Source organism: Streptococcus sp. oral taxon 056 str. F0418 (assembly GCF_000220065.1).
Classification (GTDB): Bacteria; Bacillota; Bacilli; order Lactobacillales; family Streptococcaceae; genus Streptococcus.
Map to the genome: position 1 here is coordinate 1,577,580 of NZ_AFQU01000001.1, position 25,178 is coordinate 1,602,757.

A 25,178-nucleotide genomic window follows, 5' to 3' on the forward strand; every position below is an offset into this window, starting at 1 on the left:
GAGATTGACGAAGTGTTCGATGAACACAAGGAAATCTATCTTTTTTACCCAGAGCTTAGGGCGAGTTCAATTAGGCGGTAAGTCAGAAATCTGTGATTTCGTTGACGCACCCCCGCAAGGGTGATTAGGCTGGTCACGAGCGTTTGCGAAGTGAACTGCCAATCAGCTACTGCGTAAACTTGTCCGAAACGACAATAAACTATGAAGAAAGATAAAATGTGTTTAGCTTTGCAATAGTGAGCGAAGCGAACCAAAGGGGATACTTTTCGCCGTGGCGTTATTTGCGCAAACTTTGAGACCTTAGGCTCAAAGTTTAGTCAAAGAGATTGATAAAGTCAAGCTCTGACGGCGCCGTCACCTAATAAGAGTATCAAAAAGAAAATAGAATATAAAATTTAAGGAGAAAAACACATGTCTAAAATTATCGGTATTGACTTAGGTACAACAAACTCAGCAGTTGCAGTTCTTGAAGGAACTGAAAGCAAAATCATCGCAAATCCAGAAGGAAATCGCACAACTCCATCTGTAGTGTCATTCAAAAATGGCGAAATCATCGTTGGTGATGCTGCAAAACGTCAAGCAGTAACAAACCCAGATACTGTTATCTCTATCAAATCTAAAATGGGAACATCTGAAAAAGTTTCTGCAAATGGTAAAGAATACACTCCACAAGAAATCTCAGCAATGATTCTTCAGTACTTGAAAAGCTATGCGGAAGAATATCTTGGTGAAAAAGTAACCAAAGCAGTTATCACTGTACCAGCTTACTTTAACGACGCACAACGTCAAGCGACAAAAGATGCTGGTAAAATTGCTGGTCTTGAAGTAGAACGTATCGTTAACGAACCAACCGCAGCAGCCCTTGCTTACGGTTTGGACAAGACTGACAAAGAAGAAAAAATCTTGGTATTTGACCTTGGTGGTGGTACATTTGACGTATCTATCCTTGAATTGGGTGATGGTGTCTTCGATGTATTGGCAACTGCAGGAGACAACAAACTTGGTGGTGACGACTTTGACCAAAAGATTATCGACCACATGGTTGCAGAATTTAAGAAGGAAAATGGTATTGACTTGTCTACTGACAAGATGGCTCTTCAACGTTTGAAAGATGCTGCTGAAAAAGCTAAGAAAGACCTTTCAGGTGTGACTTCAACTCAAATCAGCTTGCCATTTATCACTGCAGGTGAGGCTGGACCTCTTCACTTGGAAATGACCTTAACTCGTGCCAAATTCGACGATTTGACTCGTGATCTTGTAGAACGTACAAAAGTTCCAGTTCGCCAAGCCCTTTCAGACGCTGGATTGAGCTTGTCTGATATTGACGAAGTAATCCTTGTCGGTGGTTCAACTCGTATTCCAGCTGTTGTAGAAGCTGTTAAAGCTGAAACTGGTAAAGAACCAAACAAATCGGTAAACCCTGATGAAGTGGTTGCCATGGGTGCTGCCATCCAAGGTGGTGTCATCACTGGTGATGTTAAAGACGTTGTCCTTCTTGATGTAACTCCACTATCACTTGGTATCGAAACAATGGGTGGCGTTTTCACAAAACTCATTGACCGCAACACAACGATTCCAACATCTAAATCACAAGTCTTCTCAACTGCAGCAGATAACCAACCAGCCGTTGATATCCACGTTCTTCAAGGTGAACGCCCAATGGCAGCGGATAACAAGACTCTTGGACGTTTCCAATTGACAGACATCCCAGCTGCTCCTCGTGGAATTCCTCAAATCGAAGTAACCTTTGACATCGACAAGAACGGTATCGTGTCTGTTAAGGCTAAAGATCTTGGAACTCAAAAAGAACAAACAATTGTCATCCAATCGAACTCAGGTTTGACGGACGAAGAAATCGACCGCATGATGAAGGATGCAGAAGCAAACGCTGAAGCAGATAAGAAACGCAAAGAAGAAGTTGATCTTCGCAATGAAGTTGACCAAGCTATCTTTGCGACTGAAAAGACTATCAAGGAAACTGAAGGTAAAGGCTTCGACGCAGAACGTGACGCTGCCCAAGCTGCCCTTGATGACCTTAAGAAAGCGCAAGAAGACAACAACTTGGACGACATGAAAGCAAAACTTGAAGCTTTGAATGAAAAAGCTCAAGGCCTTGCTGTTAAACTCTACGAACAAGCCGCAGCTGCTCAACAAGCTCAAGCAGGAGCAGAAGGCGCACAAGCAACAGGAAACGCAGGCGATGATGTCGTGGACGGAGAGTTTACTGAAAAGTAAGATGCAAAGCCCGTTAAAACCTCACAGTGAAAATAGGAAATCTGACGCAGAAACTTTAGTTTCTAGAAAGATTTGCACCTAAAGGTAGCCATATCTGTAGTTCGCTAAAGCGAAAACAGCCACGTCTCTTTTTCACCAAGAGGTTAGGGTGTGCTCGATTCGGTAAGATGTTGAGGCGTTAAGAAAACGAAAGAAAAATAGGAAGCCATCGCCTTGTGCGATGCACAAAAGATGGTTTATCTTTTTTCCGAAGTTTTTAGTCGAAACTCAATTCAGCCTAACTCGGTAAGAATGACGAATCGATAAAGTGATTGTTATTCTACAGCAATCGCTATGATGACTTTTGCGTTGTAAGTATAAGAAGAAATCCAGAGGTTGCAACCCAGCCTCTGTTTTTCGGTAAACTAGAGGGGTGACGCTTATGAAGAAAGTGCTCTGCTTAATTTATCCTAATTTTTCACTTTATGAAGTAGTTAGCCTCACCAGTACTTTAACTCTATCTTTTGGTGTTGAGGTTGATTATATTGGTTCAGATAGAAATGTTATAACATCGGAAGATGGATTAGCCTGTCAACCTACTAGAACACTGAATGAAGTGGTCATTGAAGACTATTCTTGTGTCATTTTGCCAGGAATGATAGATATTGTTCCTGCTTTGCATGATGAAAAATTGATTTCTTTCCTAAGAAATCTGAAGCAACAAGAGATTTTGATTGCAGCTATTTCATCAGCACCAATTTTATTGGCGAAAGCAGGTTTATTGAAGGGAACTAAATTTACTGGTGGGATTTGGCAAAACTTCTTCGACTATTTTGAATTTCTTCCACGTGAGAATTTCAAAGCTCAAGCTGTTCTGCAAGATAAAAACATCATTACAGCTGTTGGCTTTTCACATCAAGCGTTTGCGAGAAAAGTGCTTCTTAGTCTAGGTTTGGTAGATAATGCTGACAACTATTTTAAAGAACGGAATCAGTATTCGGAAGAGGACTTGATATTCACTTTATCCGACGAAGAGTTTGCTGAAATGAAGCATGAATTTGAAAATACCCCCTGATCAATATTTTCTAAAATTTTAAAAAGGAATTGAATCCGACCTAAATCGTGGTTTGATTCAAACATCAATAGAAAGGAACATGAGTGTTCGCAACTGAACACGGGTTCCAAAAATTTTGACTCAATATAAAAGAAAGGAACTGAACCCGACCTAAATTCTCGGAAAAAAGAGAAATCAGCCTAGGAGCATCGCTCCGTCGCCTGATTTCCTATTTTTCAGTCGAATTTTACGGTCTTGGTATCTTACATGAACAATACAGAATATTATGACCGTCTAGGAGTCTCAAAGAGTGCTTCTCAGGATGAGATCAAGAGAGCCTATCGGAAATTATCTAAAAAATACCACCCAGATATTAATAAAGATCCTGGGGCAGAAGAAAAATATAAAGAAGTCCAAGAAGCCTACGAGACTTTGAGTGACGACCAAAAACGTGCGGCCTATGACCAATATGGTGCAGCAGGTGCTAACGGTGGCTTTGGTGGTGCTGGCGGTTTCGGTGGTTTTGATGGTGCTGGCTTTGGCGGATTTGAAGACATTTTCTCCAGCTTCTTTGGTGGAGGAGGTACACGAAATCCGAATGCACCACGTCAAGGAGATGACCTTCAATATCGCGTTAATCTTAAGTTTGAAGAGGCGATTTTCGGAACTGAAAAGGAAATTAAATATAATCGGGAAGCCTCTTGTCGAACATGTAATGGTTCTGGTGCTAAGCCAGGTACTAGTCCTATTACTTGCGGACGTTGTCATGGTGCTGGTGTTATCAACGTGGACACTCAGACACCGCTTGGGATGATGCGTCGTCAAGTAACCTGTGATGTTTGCCATGGGCGAGGTAAGGAAATCAAAGACCCATGTGCGACATGTCACGGTACTGGCCATGAAAAACAAGCCCATAGCGTACATGTAAAGATTCCTGCTGGTGTGGAAACTGGCCAGCAAGTCCGCCTGACTGGTCAGGGTGAGGCTGGTTTTAACGGTGGTCCTTATGGTGATCTTTATGTTGTTGTAAATGTTGAACCAAGTGACAAGTTTAAGCGAGATGGTTCTACCATTTACTATAATCTTAATCTAAATTTTGTTCAGGCAGCCCTTGGAGATAGTGTAGATATTCCAACCGTTCACGGTGATGTGGAATTAAATATCCCAGAAGGGACGCAGACCGGTAAACGTTTCCGTTTACGTGGCAAGGGAGCGCCGAGCCTACGTGGTGGAAACATGGGTGATCAGTATGTCACTGTCAATGTCGTCACACCGACTGAACTTAATGATAGACAAAAAGCAGCTCTCAAAGAATTTGCAGCTGCTGGTAATATCAGTGTGAATCCTAAGAAAAAAGGTTTCTTTGACAAAGTAAAAGATGCCTTTGAAGGAGAATAAATAAGTAAAAGAAGCTGGGACAAAAGTCCTAACCTCTCAATTGTCTTTGGATTGTCGAGCAAGACGCAGTGGTTGAGTGGGCTCTACTACGCTGATTTCATCAGCTTTTACAGCCCTACTCAACTGTGCGGAGGTGGGATGACGAAATCGAATTCTAACGAATTACCGATTTCTGTCCCACTCTCTTTTTATTGAATTGTGGATAAGGGACTTGAAATTGTCCGCAACTTTTTTGTTGACATCCAGCCCATAAAAGTGGCAAAGATTGTAGATAGTTCCCGCCCTACCACTCGCTACAACGATAGCAAGAAATATCCAATTTGCATTTGAGAAAAAGTCTGATTAAAGATTCCTTCTTATAGGAATAATCGGTAAATACGCTACCAGATAATCAATTTTTCGGTTTATAATCTTCGCCTTCTGTATAAAGTGTAGTCCAATAATCAAGGTCAGTATAAGAAGGATAAATTTTTCTTGTTGGAAAAAGTATAAAACAAGTACAAGAAGCAAATACTTGTATAGCGAAAGCATTTTTTATCTTTCTTATGACAACAGTATAGTACATTTTAAGGGGAGATGAGTTTGATTGCAGGTTTGCTTTTTTCTTGCTAAAATAGAGGTATGACAAGATATAAAGCGATTATTTCCTATGATGGCTATGGATTTGCTGGTTTTCAGCGGCAGCCCCATGCTAGGAGTGTTCAGGAAGAAATTGAAAAGACCTTGACCCGTATCAATAAAGGTCAGACTGTGGTCATTCATGGAGCAGGTCGAACTGATAGTGGTGTTCATGCTTTGGGGCAGATCCTACATTTTGATTTGCCTGGGGAAAGGGATGCAGAAAAATTGCGTTTTGCCTTAGATACGCAGACGCCAGCAGATATTGATTTTATTAGTGTTGAGAGAGTGGCTGAGGATTTTCATGCCCGTTATAATAAGCATAGCAAGACCTATGAATTTTTAGTGGATATTGGCCGTCCTAAAAATCCTATGATGCGCCATTATGCCACACATTATCCATATCCTTTAGAGTTGGAGCTAATAGAAGAAGCGATTGTGCAACTAGAGGGAACGCATGATTTTACGGGTTTTACTGCATCGGGGACCAGTGTGGTAGACAAGGTTCGGACCATCACTGAGGCTAAGGTCCGCTATGATGCAGAGCGCAATTTTCTAGTTTTTACCTTTTCGGGGAATGGCTTTCTCTATAAGCAGATTCGTAATATGGTTGGTACTTTGCTAAAAATTGGGAATAAACGTATGCCGGTGGAGCAAATTCAGCGAATCTTAGATGAAAAAAATCGGAATTTGGCAGGCCCGACAGCGGATCCTAATGGCCTTTATTTGAAAGAAATTCGTTATGAAGAGTGAGGTTGGGACTGATATGTCTCAACTTCATTTTATTACGTACAACTTTTTACATAATTCAAATCATTGATTGGAGGTTGTAGGTGTATATCAAGATATTAGTAGGTCATCTTAGAAGCAAATCAAGTTGTAGAAACAAATGGTTTTGGTTTGTTTTTTTGCGTTATGAAGGATTTTCTTTGTGAAAATTTTGTTTCGTTGTTCATTAAAGACGGCTACCTGGATTTGGAAATGCGATGAGAACTGTGCAAGAGCTTTAGTCTGGGATTTTATTTGTTAAAAGCATTTTCTAGAGAAATAAATTGTAAAAAATACTCAAAAAGTTTATGATAATACTAGATGCAACAGCCAAGCTACTCTATGTAAGATATGGTTTAGAAAAGCATGGAAGATTTTTTATAAAATGAAGAGGTTAATAGTGAAAAGAGTTGGGAAAGCACAGGAGAAAATTCAAAAATATTCGATTCGTAAATTGTCTGTAGGCATAGGATCGGTTGTCATTGCAGCTATGATTTTTGGAAGTTTTTTGTCCAGTTCGATTGTTGCTGCAGATGAAGTGGGAGGCAGTGAGACCGCTCACTATACCTTTATCGAAGAGCAAGAACTAACAGAACAGGAAAAAGGGCTGATTAAGCAAGGTCTTCCTGAAAATCTGCAAACAGGAGAAAACTATTACCTGATTTATAGAAAGCAAGATGAGAAAACTGTCTTGCCACGTACCGGAAATAATGGTCAACCGCTTCTCGGCTTATTTGCGGGAACGGCTATTTTGGCTGTCTTGGTATTCTCACGAAAGAAATCAGGCAAGTTGTTAGGAGTGCTTCTATTAGGTAGCTTGGGACAGGCCGTATTACAGTCTCCTCAAGTGTTTGCTCTAGAAAATCGGGAGTTGCTTTCTTATAACCGTCAAGTTACGGTTTCGTCGGCGGTTTCTGAAGAGGATGTAACCATTGCGGGTTATAACTACATCGGTTATTTTACCGCTTCTGACTTGCTGGCTTTGACAGGAACCAAGCCAACTTCTTTGCCAGCTGGTCAAGAAGCTCGAGGGCAAGCAGAATTATCAGAAGCTGCAAAAGAGGGCTCCGATGCGAATGATCAAGTTGCTCAGTCAGGATTGCTAGATCAATTAAATTCTGCTACGAGTGATTCGGAACAGACAGGAGAACATTTAGCTCCAAATTCTAGCCCAGCTCCAGCTCCTCAATCGCCAAATTCAGCTATAGAGACAGCGAAAGGGGGAAGTGTACAAGAGCCCGCCTTACCAGAGTACAGCGGTGCCACTAATGGTGAATCGCTAATTCAAGCGGAAAAACCAGTTTATACTGCCCCAGTCGATACATCAGGAGATACAGCCCCAGTCGAGCCCGCTCTTCCAGCATACACAGGATCTGTGAATGGCGAACCAGAAGTTCAACCGGAGAAACCAGCCTATACCGGACCGGTTGGAACAGCGGGAGATATAGCCCCAGTCGAGCCTGCGCTTCCAGCATACACAGGTTCTGTGAATGGCGAGCCAGAAGTCCAACCGGAGAAACCAGCCTATACCGGACCGATAGGTACATCAGGAGATACAGCCCCAGTCGAGCCTGCGCTTCCAGCATACACAGGATCTGTGAATGGCGAACCAGCAGTTCAACCGGAGAAACCAGCTTATACAGAGCCGATAGGTACAGCAGGAGATACGGCCCCAATCGAGCTTGCGCTTCCAGAATACACGGGTGGTGTTAACGGGGAATCAACAGTTCAAGCTGAACTGCCTAGTTTGCATACAGATGTCAAGCTAGAAACAATTGAACCAAAGATTGTTCACAAAACTGATGATAGCAAGTATCTTGATGAAGAGGCAACTGTAGAAGGAACTCCAGGCCAAAAAGAAATTGTAACCAGCTATGAAGTCTTGGATGGCAAGCGGATATCGGAGCCACAAACAACTGAAAGAATCTTGCATGAAGTAGTTGATACAGTGGTCACTCGAGGTAGCAAGGCTCGCATCAATAAAGAAGAATTGAGCAAGCAGCTAGCTTTAGCAGCGGCTGTGGATCCAGGAGTTTACACCAATCAATCCTACCAGCAATTGCAAGCGATCAAGAATATGGCTGAGTCGGTTTATCAAACTTCGTCTAGTCAAGATGAAGTAGATGCGGGTGTCAACCAACTCAAGCAGGCTTTGGCTGACTTATTGGCCCTTAAAGCAGCGCCAACTCTGACTGTTTCAGGGGTTAAGAAGGATGAATTGCAGAAGTCAGTTCAGATTCAATACCAGCTGACGGACAGGGATCAAGCCTTTACCAGTGCCCATGTTCGTCTGAAGAAGGATGGCCAGCTGATAGCAGAGCAGAACTTGGCGGCAGGCCAGCTGACTACTAGCTTCAGTGGTTTGGATTACTATACACCGTATAAGATTGAGACGACCCTGTCCTATGACTTAGGAAATGGCTCTGAAAGCAAAGAATTAGCTCAAGAGACAGTCCAGCTTGACCTGAAGAAGGTGGAGCTCAAATCCATCACTAATGTCGCTTTGATGAAGGTTGAGAATGGTCAGACAAAATTGATGCCTACTTTGGCTGAAAAACCAGCAAATCTGGACCAATATTATCTGCACTTTACATCAGACCAGTTCAAGGATACTGTCCTGCCAGTTACCTCTATCGAGGAAGTGGTCGTTGATAACCAGCCTGTCTTCAAGATCCAGGCTCAGCTGCCAGACTTGCTGCAAAGAAGCGCAACCGGTCTTCAAAACAGCTTTGACTTCTATCTGGAAAAGGCCAAGAAGCGTGAAGGAAATGTCTACTATGACTTCCAAGACCTTTTGGACGGCATCAAGGAAAATCCTTCTGGAACCTTTATTCTGGCCCGCAGTATCAGTGCCAAACTGATTGATAAACCTGCCAACAGCAAGTCTTACCTGCCAGGTGAATTCAAAGGTCAGCTGATTGGTAGTCAAAATGGCGAGCGCCATGCGATTTTAGACTTGGCGCATCCTCTATTTGATACGATTACGAGCGGAACGGTCAAGGATATTGACTTTAAGCGGGTCAATATGGTTTATCCAGATTCGCAAGCGGGCGATACAATTGCGACAATTGCTGCTCGTTTGAAGAATAAAGGAGTAATCGAAAACGTTAATGTCCAAGGATATTTGGAAGGAAGAGACCATATTGCCGGTTTGGTTAACAATATAGAAGGCCAATCTCGAGTTGAAAATGTCTCCTTTAAGGGTCAGATTAAGTCCAAGGGTGGAAACTCTGTCACAGCTGGTATCGCTGGCACCAACGCCATGTCCTTGGTAAGCCGAGCTTATGTCGAAGCAGATATTTGGGTCAAAAGTGGCCAAAATGCAGGTATGCTGGTCGCTCAAAACTTCACTAACTATTCAGGTGCAGGCTGGGGTAATTGGGGCAAGCTCACTCAGTCAGTTGCCAAAGGTAAGTTAGAGGATGCGGGCTCAAGAAATGCAGCTGGTATCGCTGCTTCCATTTGGCCGTATGGAACTATCAATGACACTGTCAGCTATGCTACAGTAGTGAACGGAAAAGAGCTCTTTAGCTCAGATAATGAGATTACCGATGCTTGGATGGGGCAAAAACTCCAAAACCTTTTTGGTGTTAAGGGACAAAGCTCTGGAACCAAGACAGGAAAAGATGCCAAGTTCCGTCGCTTGACAGAAGCTGAAGCGGAGCAAAAAGTCAAGAGCTATCGGATTACAGCTCTTGAACAAACCAGCGCAAATGAAGTAACAACTGAGAAGCTAAATGCTGCTATCCTGAGAACAAGTACTTATCAAGATAAGCCAGGTTACAAGGCAGAAAATGAACAGCTTTATCAGAACCTAGAACGCTTTATGCCTTTCTACAATCAAGAGTTCTTGATTCATGAGGCTAATAAGCTGGTGGACGCTGGTAAGGCGGGCGACCTGTTGACTAAGAAAGTTCTATCAGTTCAAGCCCTGAAAGGCAATCAGTTTGTTGCTGGCGGAACGGATGCAGATAAGATCTTAGTCCATTTTGCAGACGGAAGCAAGACCATCTTCAATCTTCAAAATCAAGCACGATTTGAACAGACGGCTCTGCCGGAATATCAGATTGCAGAGCTTGGTACAGTCTATACTCCAAATCACTCAACGGCAGTCAAAGAAAACTTGCTGACTCAGCTGACTGAGAGCTTGAAGAGTTTTGAACTATACAGTGATGAAGTCTATCGTTCTGTTGGTCTTCCTAATGATAATGATAGGGTCAACAAAGTGAAGCGCCTCTTCCTGGATGAATCTCTAGCTGAAGTGAAAGCCAACTTGCAGGATATGATTAGTAAGCTTCTGGCTAATGAATGGACAAGATTCCATGCTGATAATCCAGCAGCTAATGAAGCTCTGAAAGCTAAAATCGAAGAGAATAAGACCGCTATCATGCTCGGTCTGACCTACCTCAACCGTTATTACGATCTCAAGTTTGGCGACTACAACCTTAAGGAGCTGGTGCTCTTCAAACCAGACTTCTATGGTGAAAAAGTACCATTGCTGGATCGCTTGATTAAGATTGGTCGTTCGACAGAAAATCAACTGAAAGGGGCAGACAATGTCAATATGTTTGCACGTCAGTTGAAAGCTGAGTCCAAGTCTAATGATTTGGTGGCTTACTTGGATTACAACCGTCGACTGCTGACTGATTTTGCGGATATGGATTCTTGGTTCAAGGATGCGACTCGAGGCTTTATTCAGTTCGAAGAACGCCAGTCAGAAGTAGAGGAGATCAAGTCTGCTAAGTATCGTGTCTTTGACAACCTCAACTCTGAATATTTCAGCAACTATATCCTTCCGCTGCTAACCTTGAAGAATACGCGTTTAGCTATTCTGTCGAACTATAGCACGATGGCCTTTGTCAACAGAGACAAGCGCCGCTCATGGTCTGATGAACGATTTGACGCGCGCATCAAGGAAGTAGCGACCCAGCATCGCAATCACGTAGATACTTGGTACAAACTGCTCTCAGATGATATCAAGTCCAGAATGGTCAAGCAAAATGTAACGGCTGTATGGGATGGTTTCGATGTGGAAGGACGTGGCTGGATTGATGTCAACGGAAATGATAATAAGGGCAAGCCTTATGCACCATCCCGCGAGTTCTTCAACCTAGTTGGCGGCAGAGCTGGTGGCTGGTACAAGTCAAATGGCTACGGTGCCCATGCTGCTGGTTCAATTCGTGTGAACTTCGAGGCCTTTGACCTCTTGACGGAATACGGTGTGTCCGTCTTCACGCATGAGCTCACCCACGTCAATGACAGCTATATTTACCTGGGCGGACATGGCAGACGACAAGGGATCGGACCAGAAGGCTATGCCCAAGGGTTGCTCCAATCACCTGTTCCTGGTCAGCCAGGCTGGGGTGCTTTGGGTCTCAATATGGCCTTTGAACGTCCAAATGATGGTAGTCTCATTTTCAATAGCTCGCCAAGTCTCTTCAAGAACCGAGCTGACATTGACCATTACATGAAGGGTTATAATGATACTCTCATGCTGCTGGATTATCTTGAGGGTCAAGCGGTTGTGGATAAAGGAAATGCAGCCGCAGCTAAATGGTTCAAGAAGGTTGAGCCAAAGGTTGTGGATGCTCGGACTCAATATGATGTCGTGAGAGAGTTGACAGCAGAGGAGAAAGCGGCCATGTCAGTTTCATCTGTAAATGACTTGGTTGACCAAGGCTTGCTTTCTAACCGTGCGGTTGACAATCGAACTTATAACCCTGCTGATTACGACTCTAGTTACATTGCGATCGACTTTATGACGGGTATCTATGGTGGCGGTCAAAACAATACTGGAGCACCAGGCGCCTTGATGTTCAAGCATAATACCTTCAGAATCTGGGGCTACTATGGCTATGAAAAAGGCTTCATAAGCTATGCTTCTAATAAACACCGTAAGACGGCCAATGAGCAAGGTGTGACTGGTTTGAGCGATAACTTTATCATCAATCAAATTTCTGGAGGCGAATTTCAAACCATGGAAGCCTTCAAGAAAGCTTACTTCAGAAAAGTTGTGGATAAAGCACAAACCTCAGGTATTAAATCAGTGACAATCAACGGAAAAGTCTACAGTACTTATGAAGAGCTGAAAGCTGGCTTTGCAGAAGCTGTTGACAAGGATCTGAAGAAGTCTCGTGTCGATGAACGGGCAACCAAGGACTTCAAATACGCTGTCTTTACGCAGTTGCTGAAGAACACCAACAGCTTTATGGATGAAAACTCCATTTGGGGATCTAAGTAAAAAAGAGACTTTGTTTTAAGAATCATGAATGTCTTTTGAAATTTCAGAAAAGATGTTGTTTTTGTTAGAAAAACTAGAATTCCATTTTGAAAAAAGAGCTGAATGTGATATAATAGCGTGTACTCAATAAATTTTAAGGAGAAATGACAGAATGTCTGTATCATTTGAAAATAAAGAAACAAACCGTGGTGTCTTGACTTTTTCAATTAGTCAAGAACAAATTAAACCAGAATTAGACCGTGTGTTTAACTCAGTAAAGAAAACAATTAATGTGCCAGGTTTCCGTAAAGGTCATCTTCCACGTCCTGTTTTCAATCAAAAATTTGGTGAAGAAGCGCTTTACCAAGACGCTTTGAACAACTTGCTTCCAACTGCCTATGAAGCTGCTGTTAAGGAAGCTGGTATTGAAGTAGTTGCACAACCCAAAATTGATGTTGTATCAATGGAAAAAGGACAAGATTGGACTATTTCTGCAGAAGTTGTAACGAAACCAGAAGTGAAACTTGGTGCATACAAAAACCTTGAAGTGTCTGTAGATCTTTCAAAAGAAGTAACAGACGAAGATGTTAACGCACGTATCGAACGTGAACGCAATAATTTAGCTGAGTTGGTTCTGAAAGATGGAGCAGCAGCTGAAGGCGATACTGTTGTTATCGATTTCGTTGGCTCTATTGATGGTGTAGAGTTTGACGGTGGTAAAGGTGATAATTTCTCACTTGGACTCGGTAGCGGTCAATTCATCCCAGGTTTTGAAGAGCAGTTAGTTGGTCATAAAGCTGGTGAAACAGTTGATGTGCTTGTTACATTCCCAGAAGACTATCAAGCGACTGACCTTGCAGGAAAAGAAGCTAAGTTTGTCACAACTATTCATGAAGTAAAAGAAAAAGAAGTTCCAGCACTTGACGATGAGCTTGCTAAAGACATTGATGAAGAAGTGGAAACTCTTGATGAATTGAAAGAAAAATATCGTAAAGAATTAGCTGAAGGAAAAGAAGCAGCATACAAGGATGCAGTTGAGTCAGCAGCGATTGATCTTGCAGTAGAAAATGCAGAAATCGTAGAATTACCAGAAGAAATGGTACATGAAGAAGTTCACCGTTCAGTAAACGAGTTCCTTGGAAATATGCAACGTCAAGGTATTTCTCCAGACATGTACTTCCAAATCACTGGTACAACTCAAGAAGATCTTCACAAACAACATGAAGCTGATGCTGAAGCTCGTACTAAGACAAGCCTTGTAATTGAAGCAATCGCTAAAGCAGAAGGTTTTGAAGCAAGTGCAGAAGAAATTGAAGCAGAAATCACTTCACTTGCAGCTGACTACAACATGGAAGTAGAACGTGTTCGTCAACTTCTTTCAGAAGATATGCTAAAACATGATATTGCAATCAAGAAAGCTGTTGAAGTTATCACAAGTTCAGCAAAAGTAAAATAATATTGTGAAAGCCCTAGTTTAACTAGTGGCTTTTCTTTTTCTTTAAAGGAAAAAGAGCGAAATTCTTTTGACGAAAGCAAAAAAATATCGTACAATAGAAAGTAGCGAAAAAATGCAAGAGGGCTAAGGCCTTTATCAGTTTAAAAGGAGACCAACTTTGGAATTAGAAGTATTTGCTGGACAAGAAAAAAGTGAGCTTTCTATGATTGAGGTAGCACGTGCTATTTTAGAATTGCGCGGTCGTGATCATGAGATGTACTTTAATGACCTTGTCAATGAAATTCAAAATTATCTAGAAAAATCAAACAGCGAAATTCGTGAAGCCCTGCCTTTGTTCTATACAGAATTAAATGTTGATGGAAGTTTCATTCCACTCGGAGATAATAAGTGGGGACTACGTTCATGGTATGCGATTGATGAAGTAGATGAAGAAATCATTGCACTTGAAGAGACAGATGACGAAGATACACCAAAAGCACGTAGAAAGAAACGTGTGAATGCCTTTATGGATGGTGATGAAGATGCCATTGATTATAGCGATGATGATCCAGAGGACGAAGATTCTTACGAAGCAGACCCTGCACTCAACTATGATGAAGAAAATCCGGACGATGAAAAGAGTGAAGCAGAAGCTTATGATGCTGAAATCAACGAGATAGCGCCGGACGATTTAGATGAAGATGTCGATATTAATGAAGAAGACGATGAGTTTTCAGATGACGACACTGAAAATGAAGAATAGATTAGCTGAAAAGAAGCAAAGTGTAAAGTGCTTCTTTTTTTATTGACTTTATGGTTGAAAGATATATAATAAAGAAAAAATGAGTGGAGGACTCATACTATGGAATTTATCGTTGATAAAAGTCTGAGAGACTTAGGGATTGAAAGTGTTGTGGTTGGGATTGCGAAACATGTCAATCCAAATGCTGATCTATCTTCGAATTTTTTGAAAAAGAAAAAAGAGATGGAAGAGTGGGCTTTGAATTGTAATCTAGAGGAACTTCTAAAATCGCCAGTTATTCAAGGATATACTGATATGTTGCAGCGTGTAGGGCGTAGTATTAAGAAAAATCCTCCGACTGTCCCAGCTTTGATCCGAAATATCCAACACAGAGGTTCTCTTCCGCATATTAACAGTATTATTGATATTTATAATGTGGAAGCTCTACATTCTTTATTAGCCATTGGTGGACATGATTTTGATAAAATTGAGGGTAACTTAGAGTTTACAGTGAGCCAGAAAGAAGATGTTTTTCTCCCCATCCTTTCAACTGAAAAGCATGTTTCAAAGACGGACTATGTTTACCGTGATGCTAAAGGAGTTTTGGCGTGGTTAGATGTTCGAGATAGTGAGCATTATAAATTTGATGATGAGACTCAAAATGCTATTTTTATTATCCAAGGGAATGCGAATACCTCAGTAGAAATGCGTTTAGATGCATTGGAAAGGATTCGGAAAGACTTGATAGAATGTATGTCAAATATAGAATTTTCAACTTATGTTATTCAGACAGAGGAATAGTCGTAAAAGATTTTCCTTTCTACTGTAGAAACCAGAAAAGATTAGATGGATTTCTAATCTTTTTTTGTATAGTTATTGGTAAGGTAGATTGATAGTAAAAAACAAAAAATCGACGCCATTTATTTAAAATGAGTTAACAAAAGATTGATTTAGATTGAAAAATAAATAGTCAAGAAAGATGCGAAAATTCAGGAGAAATGAACAAGGAGATTTGTCAATACTACCGTTACTTTTTTTGAGAAAAGGATTTTAAGAGACGATAATGAAAGATGTGATTGCTAAAGTTAGGATGAGTCAGCAATTGCAGCTTGTTGTTGACGTGAACTATGGTGTGAAGAACTATATACGTGTAAAAGAGATGATAAATATCTTCTCGCAAGGAGATCTAGTTTTAGTGGGTGTCTTTTTGATGATGACCATCATCTTCTCTATTCAAATTTTAGAATTTTTGGTTTAAAGACTACAAATTTAGCGTAGGTGTCCAATCGTTATAGGATATTTTATATGGAATAAAGGTTATAATTATTACATTTTTAAGCGACTGGCAATGAGAAAAAGCGAGTATTATTGTGTTTTTTTGCAATGATTTCTATTTGTTCCATGTATAGCTGTTTTACCAATAATATTTGGAATTTCAGTTGTTTAGTTTCTTCAGCCACCGGTAGACATTATAATGATTTTTATCGTTGTATTAATAATGGTGAATGAACTAAAAATAACAGGAAGGTTAGAGTTGATAAAAGAGGAGGATTTCAGTGTTTATAGATTATAAAATCAGAATGCATTGTGTTAAGATATCCTAGGTTTTTGTTATTAATTTATATAATGGTATATTTGATTTGAAGTTTAAAACAAAAAGGTTTGAAAAATAGAAGTAATATAGAATAAAAATTAGTTTTTTATGGTATAATAAAATGATGTATTATGTAATATAATAGATGGGGAAAAATGATGAAAAAATTATTTGCTTTGTTTAAGACCTTTACTGTTGTAACATTGACATTTTTGAGTGTCTTTTTTATGGTACAAAAAGTTGAGGCCAAAGAGCTGACTAAAGTAAAATTTCCAAGGACAGAAATTTTATCTAACGGGAATGCTTTTAAAACAGATCCTGTTACTCTTCAAGTCAATGGTTTATATACTTTAACGACTGACTTTGATTTGACGGATTATGACAATAATTTAGAGGATGGGGATTACTTTACTTATGATATTCCTGCACCAATGTCAGTGGACGCGCGAACCATGGAAATTGAAGATGAGCATGGTTGGAAAGTTGCTGATGTCGTTATTACCTCTAACGGAGAGCATGCTGGCGGTAAGGTCATGGTCACCATGAAAAATCTAGATAAGTATAAGCAAGCCTCTCTTTCTATTACTAGTGTTTCGGGGAATATAAACTCGACATTTAGGATAAAAAAGGCTGTGCCAATAGCCACGCCACTTCCTTTAAAAGGATATGGTAAAAATGATAGGGTAAATATTATTGCTAAGAGTTCCCAAGGTGGAGCCTATGATACAACAATCCAAAATTTTTCAAAAGCAGGCGGTGTTATCCAGAAGAAAGAATGGACATCAGCAGCATTAGGGCGTTCAGGCTCTTACTGGCATCCGTGGAACGTTTATGTCAATACAAATAAAACAGATCGTAAAAACTTTGTTTTAAAAGATACACTGAAAACAGAAGGTTATCAATTTATCCCAGAAACTTTCAAACTGATTCGTGGAACACTGCGTACTGATACACGTGGTTATATCAATCAAAAAGGTCAGTTTGAAGTAGTGGATATTACTCAATTTTTATCGTTTAACTCGGATTATACACAATTTACACTAGACCTAGGAAATATTGGTACAGAACAATATTTTTTGACTTATTCGACCACGGCTAAAAATGTCCAAGGGACAACGATTACCAATTATTTGGAAGCGACAGAAAACGGGGAGTTGGTAAAACCATTTACTAATCGAAGCAATGTGGCTTCTAGCGCTACGCAATCATCCGTTGATACTTCAGGAGCTTCTATCACGATTAAACCCGCACGTTCGATCATTCTTTATAAACGGGATAAGGAGACGGGACGTGGATTAAATGGTGTAAAATTCCGCTTGACGGATCCAAATGGAGTGTCAACGGAGTTTGTCACTGCGGATAATTCGCAAAAAGATCCAGGAGTTTATCAAACTCCTCGTCTAACCGAAGGAGAATATACTCTAGAAGAAATTGAAACTCTCCCGGGCTACAAGTTAGATACAACTCCACGTAAGATTAATGTGACCCAGGATGGTCAGGTTGTTTATTGGGATAACCTTTATGCTCCGACACCGGTGGAAGCGACGATCACAGCAAAAAAAGCTTTGGCTAATCGTGCTTTAAAGGCAAATGAATTTACTTTTATATTAAAAAATGCAACATCTGTTATAGCAAGAGCAACGAATGATGCAGATGGGAATATTACGTTTTCTAATGTTAAGTTTTCCCGCCCTGGAACTTACCACTATACTATTTCGGAACTTAACAATAATCTGCCGGGAGTAACCTATGACACTAGTGTGAAAAATGTTGAAATAGTTGTTGCAGATGATGGGACAGGCAAGTTAGTTGTAACCTCTATCACTGGAGCGGGCGACACGGATGCACTCTTTACAAATACTTATCAGGCCAAAAAGACAAAGAAAAAACTGACAGCTAAGAAAATTTTGAGTGGTCGTAGCTTAAAGGCAAATGAATTTGAGTTTGTTCTGAAAAATCAAGACGGTACAGTTGTCTCAACCACTAAAAATAAAGCTGATGGGTCCATTGAATTTCCTGAAATTACATATGATAGAGCAGGAACTTATCAATATAATATTGAAGAAGTAGTAGGTTCTGAGCCTGGTATAACTTATGATTCAACACCAATTGAGGTAACTGTTGAAGTTACGGATGATTTATCTGGGAATTTGACGACCTCTCTGACCTACAAAGATTTGCGTGACACTTTTTCTAATATTTATGTAAAGCCAACAAGAGTAATTTCCATCACCAAAACATGGTCAGATGTAGATAATCAAGATGGGAAGCGTCCAAGCTCTGTAGAAGTTGAGTTGCTAGCAGATGGGACTAGGACAGGTCAGAGTCTTACGCTAGATGCTTCTAACAATTGGCAAGCTAGTTTTTCTAATTTGGATAAGTACGATTCATCTGATAATGAAATAGCTTATACTGTTGCAGAAAAACAGTCCCAACAGGCTACCGATCAACCGTCACAGGAGATATGACAAGTGGTTTTGTAGTGACCAATAGTCATACCCCTGAAACACTAACGGTCGCAGGTACTAAAACGTGGGATGATGCAGACGACCAAGATGGTCTTCGCCCAGCAAGTATAACTGTTCGCTTGATGAAGTCAGTTGATGGTAGTCAACCTGTTGAGGTTGCTAGTCAAACAGTTGGTCAAGCAGAAGACTGGAAATACAGCTTTAAAAACCAACCTAAGTATGAAGGTGGTAAGGAGATTGCCTATAGTATCACAGAAGATGCGGTCGCAGATTACCAGTCGACCATCACAGGCTATCAAGTGACCAATACACATACTCCAGCCAAGCGTACAGTATCCGTAACCAAAGCTTGGGATGATGGCAATGACCAAGATGGGAAGCGCCCAAGCACTGTTAAGGTTCAGCTTTATGCGGACGGTCAAAAGTCAGGAACAGAAGTCACCCTGAAAGCCGAGGATGGTTGGAGCCATACTTGGAGTGATTTACCAGTGAAAAAATCTGGCCACGAGATTGATTACACAGTAAAAGAAGTCAGCAGTCCATCTGGCTACACAGCTAGTGTGACAGGTGATATGTCTACAGGGTTTACGATTACCAATAGCCATACTCCAAGTACTACTCAGTTTGAAGTTACGAAGGTCTGGAAAGATAAAAGCAATCAAGATGGGAAACGTCCAGCTACGATTACAGTAAATCTTCTAGCAGATGGAGAAAAAGTATCTGATGCGACATTTGGTCCAGATGGAGATGGCAACTGGAAGCACACCTTCACCAATCTTCCAGAATATAAAAATGGAACTAAGATTGTTTACAGTGTGAGCGAGGAAGCGGTGGCCGGTTACACCAGCAAGGTTAAAGACCATACGATCACCAATAGTTACACACCGGAAACCGTGACAATCGCTGGTGAGAAAACTTGGAATGATAGCAATGACCAAGACGGGAAACGACCAAGTAAGATTACAGTCAACTTGATGAAGTCCGTTGATGGTCAAGCACCAAGCAAGGTAGCTTCTAAGGAAGTTAGCCAAGCAGATGATTGGAAGTATAGCTTTAAAGATCAGCCTAAGTATGAGGGTGGAAAAGAAATCACTTATTCAATTAGTGAGGAAACAGTTGCTCACTATACGAGCCAGATCAATGGCTATAACTTGACTAATAGCTATAGCCCAGAAAAAACAGAAGTTTCTGGAAGCAAGACTTGGGATGATGCGGATAACCAAGATGGGAAGCGTCCTGCTTCTATCACAGTACGTTTGTTAGCGAATGGTAGCTTGGTAGACAGTAAGACAGTCTCTGCTGCAGATGCTTGGTCTTATCGTTTTAGCGATTTACCAAAATACAAGAATGGGGAAGTTATTACTTACTCTATCAGTGAAGCTAGTGTAGCAGGTTATACGACAAGAGTTGATCAGTTTAATTTGACTAATAGTTACACACCAGAAAAGATGGACATCACAGTCAAGAAGAATTGGAATGATGCTCAGAATCAAGATGGGAAACGTCCGTCTGAAATTACCGTTCACCTCTTAGCAGATGGACAAAAAGTAGCCAGCAAGAAAGTGACAGCTGATTCTGAAGGGAAATGGACCACTACTTTTGTGGCTCAACCGAAGTATAAAGCAGGTCAAGAAATCAAGTATACGATTTCTGAAGATACTGTGGCAAATTACACTACGGAAATTAAGGACTTTGACATTACTAACTCCTATCAACCGCAAGTCGTAGACTATGAAGTCATTAAGAAATGGGATGATGAGGAAAATCAAGATGGTAAACGCCCCGATAAGATTACGATTCACTTGATGAAGACGGTGGCAGGTACAACTACAGAAGTAGAGAGTAAGGAAATCAGCTCCGCTGATAACTGGCGTTACCGTTTTAGCCAACTTCCGAAATATGAAGCCGGCCAAGAGATCACTTATTCTGTTACAGAAGACAGCGTTGCAGGCTATACCACAAGCATCAATGGTCGTGAAATTACCAACAGCCATACACCAGAGACTGTTCGTATCCTTGGAAAGAAAATATGGGAAGACGACAATAACCAAGCAGGCAAACGTCCAACCTCTATTACTGTTGAAATCCGAAAAGGTAGAGAAGTAGTGGATACTATCACAGTGAGTCCAGATGGAGATGGTAACTGGAACTTCGTTTCAAAAGAGCTTCCGAAATACGAAGCCGGCCAAGAGATTCGTTATCAAGTTTTTGAGACAAGTCGTGTTGCAGGCTATGAAGAGGGACTTGTGTCTGAAGAGAATGGTCAATATACGATAACCAATAAGCTGACACCAGAGCAGAAGATATCTGTCACAGGAGAAGTGATTTGGAATGATGATGGCAATCAGTCAGGTAAACGTCCAAGCACAGTGAATATTCACTTGATTGTGGATGGACGAGTGAAAGAGAGCAAGGTTGTTCGAGCGGATTCAGAAGGCAAGTGGCGTTATGAATTTAAGGATTTACCACGCTATAAGGATGGTAAAGAGATTGTTTATAAGATTTCTGCCGATACGGTAGATGGTTACCAGTTGCGAGTGGATGGTACGACTGTAATCCATACTCGCCAATCTGGTTCGAAAGCACAACCGAATTCATCCCCAAGTTCGACTCCTTCAGTTCCGAATGGTAAGCCTCAAGGTTTGGATAAGGGAGCATTGGTTACTCCTAATCAAAAACCGGATAAGACAGGGGTGAGTGAAGGTATCAAGCTTCCAAAAGAGGAAGTTCAGCAGGTTGTTCGTCGAGGACATCGATTACCATTAACAGGTACAAGTGTGAGTCTTTTAGTACTGATTGGACTTTGTCTATTAGGAGGAGTTTTCTATCTCAAGTGGAAACACTAATGTAAAAATTCATAACCCCCATGTCACTTTGACATGGGGGTATTTGATTATTTTAAAACGAAAACTTGTTTGGCAGGAATGGTGTAATGAGTGATTGATGAAGCTATAAATTGATTGTTTGCTCTATGGTTTTATAGTAATGCTCTTATAAAAAAGCCTCTTGTTTGTTGAAAGATACGGGTAAAAATGCTATAATGAAAAGAACATTCTAAAATCAAAAAGATTATAAAGTAAGGAAAAAAATGGCAAATATTTTAAGAACAATCATCGAGAATGATAAAGGTGAAATAAGAAAATTAGAAAAAATGGCGGATAAGGTTATTTCATATAGTGACCAAATGGCTGCCTTGTCCGATGAACAATTAAAAGCAAAAACGGAAGAATTTAAACAACGCTATCAAAAAGGTGAAACTTTGGATCAGCTGTTATATGAGGCTTTTGCTGTTGTTCGTGAAGCAGCTAAGCGTGTCTTAGGCTTGTATCCTTATCCAGTTCAGATTATGGGTGGAATTGTTCTGCACCATGGAGATGTGCCTGAAATGCGTACAGGTGAAGGAAAAACACTGACAGCGACTATGCCCGTTTATTTGAATGCCTTAGCAGGAGAGGGTGTACACGTTGTCACGGTTAATGAATACTTGAGTGAGCGTGATGCGACTGAGATGGGGGAATTGTATTCATGGTTAGGTCTTTCGGTAGGGATTAACCTGGCTGCAAAATCACCAGCTGAAAAACGTGAAGCCTACGCTTGTGATATTACATATTCAACAAACTCAGAGATTGGGTTTGACTACCTTCGTGATAACATGGTTGTACGTGCTGAAAATATGGTTCAACGCCCGCTTAACTATGCGTTAGTGGATGAGGTGGATTCTATTTTGATCGATGAAGCTCGTACCCCTTTGATCGTATCTGGCCCAGTTTCATCTGAAATCAATCAGCTGTATCATATGGCAGATAGTTTTGTAAAAACTTTAGAAAAAGATGACTATATCATTGATGTTCAGTCTAAGACAATCGGACTTTCGGATTCAGGTATTGATAAAGCCGAAAGTTATTTCAAGTTAGACAATTTATATGATATTGAAAATGTGGCCTTGACCCACTTTATTGATAATGCTCTTCGTGCCAACTATATAATGATTTTAGATATTGACTATGTGGTTAGTGAAGAGCAAGAAATCTTGATTGTTGACCAGTTTACTGGTCGTACGATGGAAGGTCGTCGCTACTCAGATGGTCTTCACCAAGCGATTGAGGCTAAGGAAGGTGTGCCGGTTCAGGATGAGACCAAGACATCGGCTTCTATCACTTATCAAAATCTTTTCCGTATGTATAAAAAGTTGTCTGGAATGACTGGTACTGGTAAGACTGAGGAGGAAGAATTCCGCGAAATTTATAACATTCGTGTTATTCCGATTCCAACTAACCGACCAGTAGCACGTATTGATCATCCAGATTTGCTTTATCCTAGCTTAGAGTCTAAATTTAGAGCAGTAGTAGAAGACGTTAAAGAACGCTATCAAAAAGGCCAACCAGTTCTAGTTGGTACCGTAGCGGTTGAAACCAGTGATTACTTGTCTAAAAAGCTAGTAGCTGCAGGAGTTCCACATGAGGTTCTGAATGCTAAAAATCACTATAAAGAAGCGCAAATTATTATGAATGCTGGTCAGCGTGGTGCGGTGACCATTGCGACAAATATGGCTGGTCGTGGTACAGATATTAAGCTTGGAGAAGGTGTACGTGAGTTAGGTGGACTCTGTGTTATTGGTACAGAACGACATGAGAGCCGTCGGATTGACAATCAGCTTCGTGGACGTGCAGGTCGTCAAGGTGATCCAGGTGAGTCACAATTTTATCTTTCGCTTGAAGATGAATTGATGAAACGTTTTGGATCAGAAAGGATCAAAGCTGTCCTTGAACGCTTTAATCTAAGTGAAGAGGAATCAGTGATTCGATCTAATATGCTGACTCGTCAAGTCGAAGCAGCACAGAAGCGAGTAGAAGGAAATAACTACGATACTCGTAAACAAGTCCTTCAATATGATGATGTTATGCGTGAGCAACGTGAAATCATTTATGCTGAAAGACATGACGTCATCACAGCTAATCGTGATTTGGCACCTGAAATTCATGCTATGATGAAACGGACGATTGATCGATTTGTAGATGGCAATAGCAGAGCACCTCAAGAAGAAAAGCTAGAAGCCATTGTAAACTTTGCGAAATACAATCTAGTTCCAGAGGATTCCATTACTACAGCTGACCTTCAAGGAATGACTGATAAGGAAATTAAGGCAGACCTTTACGAACGAGCTTTGAAAGTCTATGATAGTCAGATTGCTAAACTTCGTGATGAAGAGGCAGTTCAAGAGTTCCAAAAAGTATTGATTTTACGTGTTGTAGATAACAAGTGGACAGATCATATTGATGCATTAGATCAACTTCGTAATGCTGTTGGACTTCGTGGTTATGCTCAGAACAATCCTGTAGTTGAATACCAAGCAGAAAGTTTCAGAATGTTCAACGATATGATTGGTTCTATCGAGTTTGATGTTACACGCTTGATGATGAAAGCGCAAATTCATGAACAAGAACGTCCACGTGCAGAGCATAACATTGTAACGACAGCAACTCGAAATATTGCTGCACAAGAATCAGATGTGCCATCTGGTGTAGATTTATCAAAAGTTGGTCGTAATGAGCTATGTCCATGTGGCTCAGGTAAGAAATTCAAAAACTGCCACGGCCGTTAAAAAAGATTGGACAGAAAGAGGAGTACAATGACCTTTACAACAAGAGGTTCAGTGGTGGACTTGGAACAAGTGCGTAGCTTGTCGCAACTAGATGACCAAACTCGCGAAAAAAAGCAACAGCGAGATCAAGAATTAGCCGCCATTATCCGTGGTGAAGATCAGAGACTTTTATTGATTATCGGTCCGTGCTCTTCTGATAATGAAGAAGCAGTTTTGGAATATGCTGGGCGTTTGGCTGCTTTACAAGAAAAGGTTAAAGATCGTATCTTTATAGTGATGCGTGTTTATACAGCTAAGCCACGTACCAATGGCGATGGGTATAAGGGGTTGATTCATCAGCCTAAAGCTTCAGAAGGACCGAATCTGATGGATGGTATTAAAGCTGTTCGCAATTTGCACCATCGTGTCATTACAGAAACAGGATTAACAACTGCAGATGAAATGCTTTACCCAGAGAATGTTGCACTAGTAGATGATTTGGTATCCTATATGGCTGTAGGCGCTCGCTCTGTCGAGGATCAGCAACATCGATTTGTAGCATCAGGTTTATCCACTCCAGTTGGGATGAAAAATCCAACCTCAGGCAATTTGTCTGTGATGTTCAATGCGATTTATGCTGCTCAGAATCAGCAGACCTTCCTCTATCGTTTTCAAGAGGTTGAAACATCAGGCAATCCACTTGCTCATGCAATCTTGCGTGGAGCTATTCATGCCAATGGTAAGAATGAGCCAAATTATCATTATGAGCAACTTCTCGAGACACTTAGCGCTTATGATAAGTTAAATCTACAATATCCTTTTATTGTGGTTGATACAAATCATGACAATTCTGGCAAACAACATTTTGAACAGGAACGAATTGTTCGTGAGACGCTACTTAATCGCGATTGGAATGAAAAAATTAAGCAGACTGTTCGTGGCTTTATGATTGAATCTTATTTGGAAGATGGACGACAAGATCAACCAGAAGTTTTTGGAAAGTCAATTACAGATCCCTGTCTAGGTTGGAGCAAAACCGAACAGTTGATTCAAGGCATTTATGCTCATCTAGACAAGTAATTTTAT

At 40.8% G+C, this 25,178-nt stretch carries 13 protein-coding genes; all 13 read left to right on the forward strand.

Annotated elements, in window-relative coordinates; translation table 11 throughout:
* Window positions 1-411: 411 nt before the first annotated feature.
* The 13 genes from dnaK (at window position 412) to HMPREF9182_RS07965 (ending at window position 25,172) form a co-directional block, all read left to right on the forward strand.
* A complete protein-coding gene (gene dnaK, locus HMPREF9182_RS07905; RefSeq protein WP_009443097.1) occupies window positions 412-2,235 on the forward strand; it encodes a molecular chaperone DnaK in 1,824 nt (607 codons plus the stop codon).
* Between the two features lie 421 nt (window positions 2,236-2,656).
* Window positions 2,657-3,289 (forward strand): DJ-1/PfpI family protein, encoded by a 633-nt coding sequence (locus HMPREF9182_RS07910; protein WP_009755126.1) that lies wholly within the window; start codon window positions 2,657-2,659, stop codon window positions 3,287-3,289.
* 246 nt (window positions 3,290-3,535) lie between these two features.
* Window positions 3,536-4,666, forward strand: coding sequence for a molecular chaperone DnaJ (gene dnaJ / locus HMPREF9182_RS07915; protein WP_009443867.1), 1,131 nt, complete (start codon window positions 3,536-3,538; stop codon window positions 4,664-4,666).
* A 621-nt stretch (window positions 4,667-5,287) separates the two neighbouring features.
* Window positions 5,288-6,037 (forward strand): tRNA pseudouridine(38-40) synthase TruA, encoded by a 750-nt coding sequence (truA, locus tag HMPREF9182_RS07925; RefSeq protein WP_009443490.1) that lies wholly within the window; start codon window positions 5,288-5,290, stop codon window positions 6,035-6,037.
* A 415-nt stretch (window positions 6,038-6,452) separates the two neighbouring features.
* Window positions 6,453-12,293 (forward strand): SIALI-17 repeat-containing surface protein, encoded by a 5,841-nt coding sequence (locus HMPREF9182_RS07930; protein ID WP_009443582.1) that lies wholly within the window; start codon window positions 6,453-6,455, stop codon window positions 12,291-12,293.
* A gap of 151 nt (window positions 12,294-12,444) precedes the next feature.
* Window positions 12,445-13,728, forward strand: coding sequence for a trigger factor (tig, locus tag HMPREF9182_RS07935; protein ID WP_009443222.1), 1,284 nt, complete (start codon window positions 12,445-12,447; stop codon window positions 13,726-13,728).
* Window positions 13,729-13,885: 157 nt separating this feature from the next.
* Window positions 13,886-14,470, forward strand: a complete 585-nt coding sequence (gene rpoE / locus HMPREF9182_RS07940) for a DNA-directed RNA polymerase subunit delta (RefSeq protein ID WP_009754494.1) — start codon at window positions 13,886-13,888, stop codon at window positions 14,468-14,470.
* 99 nt (window positions 14,471-14,569) lie between these two features.
* The gene (locus HMPREF9182_RS07945) at window positions 14,570-15,250 is read left to right on the forward strand and encodes a B3/B4 domain-containing protein (protein WP_009443797.1); all 681 of its coding nucleotides are present in this window, start codon (window positions 14,570-14,572) and stop codon (window positions 15,248-15,250) included.
* Between the two features lie 262 nt (window positions 15,251-15,512).
* Window positions 15,513-15,707, forward strand: a complete 195-nt coding sequence (locus HMPREF9182_RS07950) for a hypothetical protein (protein ID WP_009755083.1) — start codon at window positions 15,513-15,515, stop codon at window positions 15,705-15,707.
* Between the two features lie 491 nt (window positions 15,708-16,198).
* Window positions 16,199-18,511, forward strand: coding sequence for a Spy0128 family protein (locus HMPREF9182_RS09635; RefSeq protein ID WP_083819056.1), 2,313 nt, complete (start codon window positions 16,199-16,201; stop codon window positions 18,509-18,511).
* Window positions 18,508-21,357: a Cna B-type domain-containing protein gene (locus tag HMPREF9182_RS07955; protein ID WP_009443611.1), complete on the forward strand. Its 2,850-nt coding sequence runs from the start codon at window positions 18,508-18,510 to the stop codon at window positions 21,355-21,357. Before HMPREF9182_RS09635 ends, HMPREF9182_RS07955 begins: the two co-directional genes overlap by 4 nt.
* A gap of 242 nt (window positions 21,358-21,599) precedes the next feature.
* Window positions 21,600-24,113 carry a preprotein translocase subunit SecA gene (gene secA / locus HMPREF9182_RS07960; RefSeq protein WP_009754502.1) on the forward strand — a complete coding sequence of 838 codons (2,514 nt, stop codon included), beginning with the start codon at window positions 21,600-21,602 and terminating at the stop codon, window positions 24,111-24,113.
* A gap of 27 nt (window positions 24,114-24,140) precedes the next feature.
* Window positions 24,141-25,172, forward strand: a complete 1,032-nt coding sequence (locus HMPREF9182_RS07965; RefSeq protein WP_009443755.1) for a 3-deoxy-7-phosphoheptulonate synthase — start codon at window positions 24,141-24,143, stop codon at window positions 25,170-25,172.
* Window positions 25,173-25,178 lie beyond the last annotated feature (6 nt).

Bases quoted from the DNA above. Each gene is read 5' to 3' on its own strand.
- dnaK (WP_009443097.1), top strand. From the start codon at position 412: ATGTCTAAAATTATCGGTATTGACTTAGGTACAACAAACTCAGCAGTT.
- HMPREF9182_RS07910 (WP_009755126.1), top strand. From the start codon at position 2,657: ATGAAGAAAGTGCTCTGCTTAATTTATCCTAATTTTTCACTTTATGAA.
- dnaJ (WP_009443867.1), top strand. From the start codon at position 3,536: ATGAACAATACAGAATATTATGACCGTCTAGGAGTCTCAAAGAGTGCT.
- truA (WP_009443490.1), top strand. From the start codon at position 5,288: ATGACAAGATATAAAGCGATTATTTCCTATGATGGCTATGGATTTGCT.
- tig (WP_009443222.1), top strand. From the start codon at position 12,445: ATGTCTGTATCATTTGAAAATAAAGAAACAAACCGTGGTGTCTTGACT.
- HMPREF9182_RS07945 (WP_009443797.1), top strand. From the start codon at position 14,570: ATGGAATTTATCGTTGATAAAAGTCTGAGAGACTTAGGGATTGAAAGT.
- HMPREF9182_RS07950 (WP_009755083.1), top strand. From the start codon at position 15,513: ATGAAAGATGTGATTGCTAAAGTTAGGATGAGTCAGCAATTGCAGCTT.
- HMPREF9182_RS09635 (WP_083819056.1), top strand. From the start codon at position 16,199: ATGATGAAAAAATTATTTGCTTTGTTTAAGACCTTTACTGTTGTAACA.
- HMPREF9182_RS07955 (WP_009443611.1), top strand. From the start codon at position 18,508: ATGACAAGTGGTTTTGTAGTGACCAATAGTCATACCCCTGAAACACTA.
- secA (WP_009754502.1), top strand. From the start codon at position 21,600: ATGGCAAATATTTTAAGAACAATCATCGAGAATGATAAAGGTGAAATA.
- HMPREF9182_RS07965 (WP_009443755.1), top strand. From the start codon at position 24,141: ATGACCTTTACAACAAGAGGTTCAGTGGTGGACTTGGAACAAGTGCGT.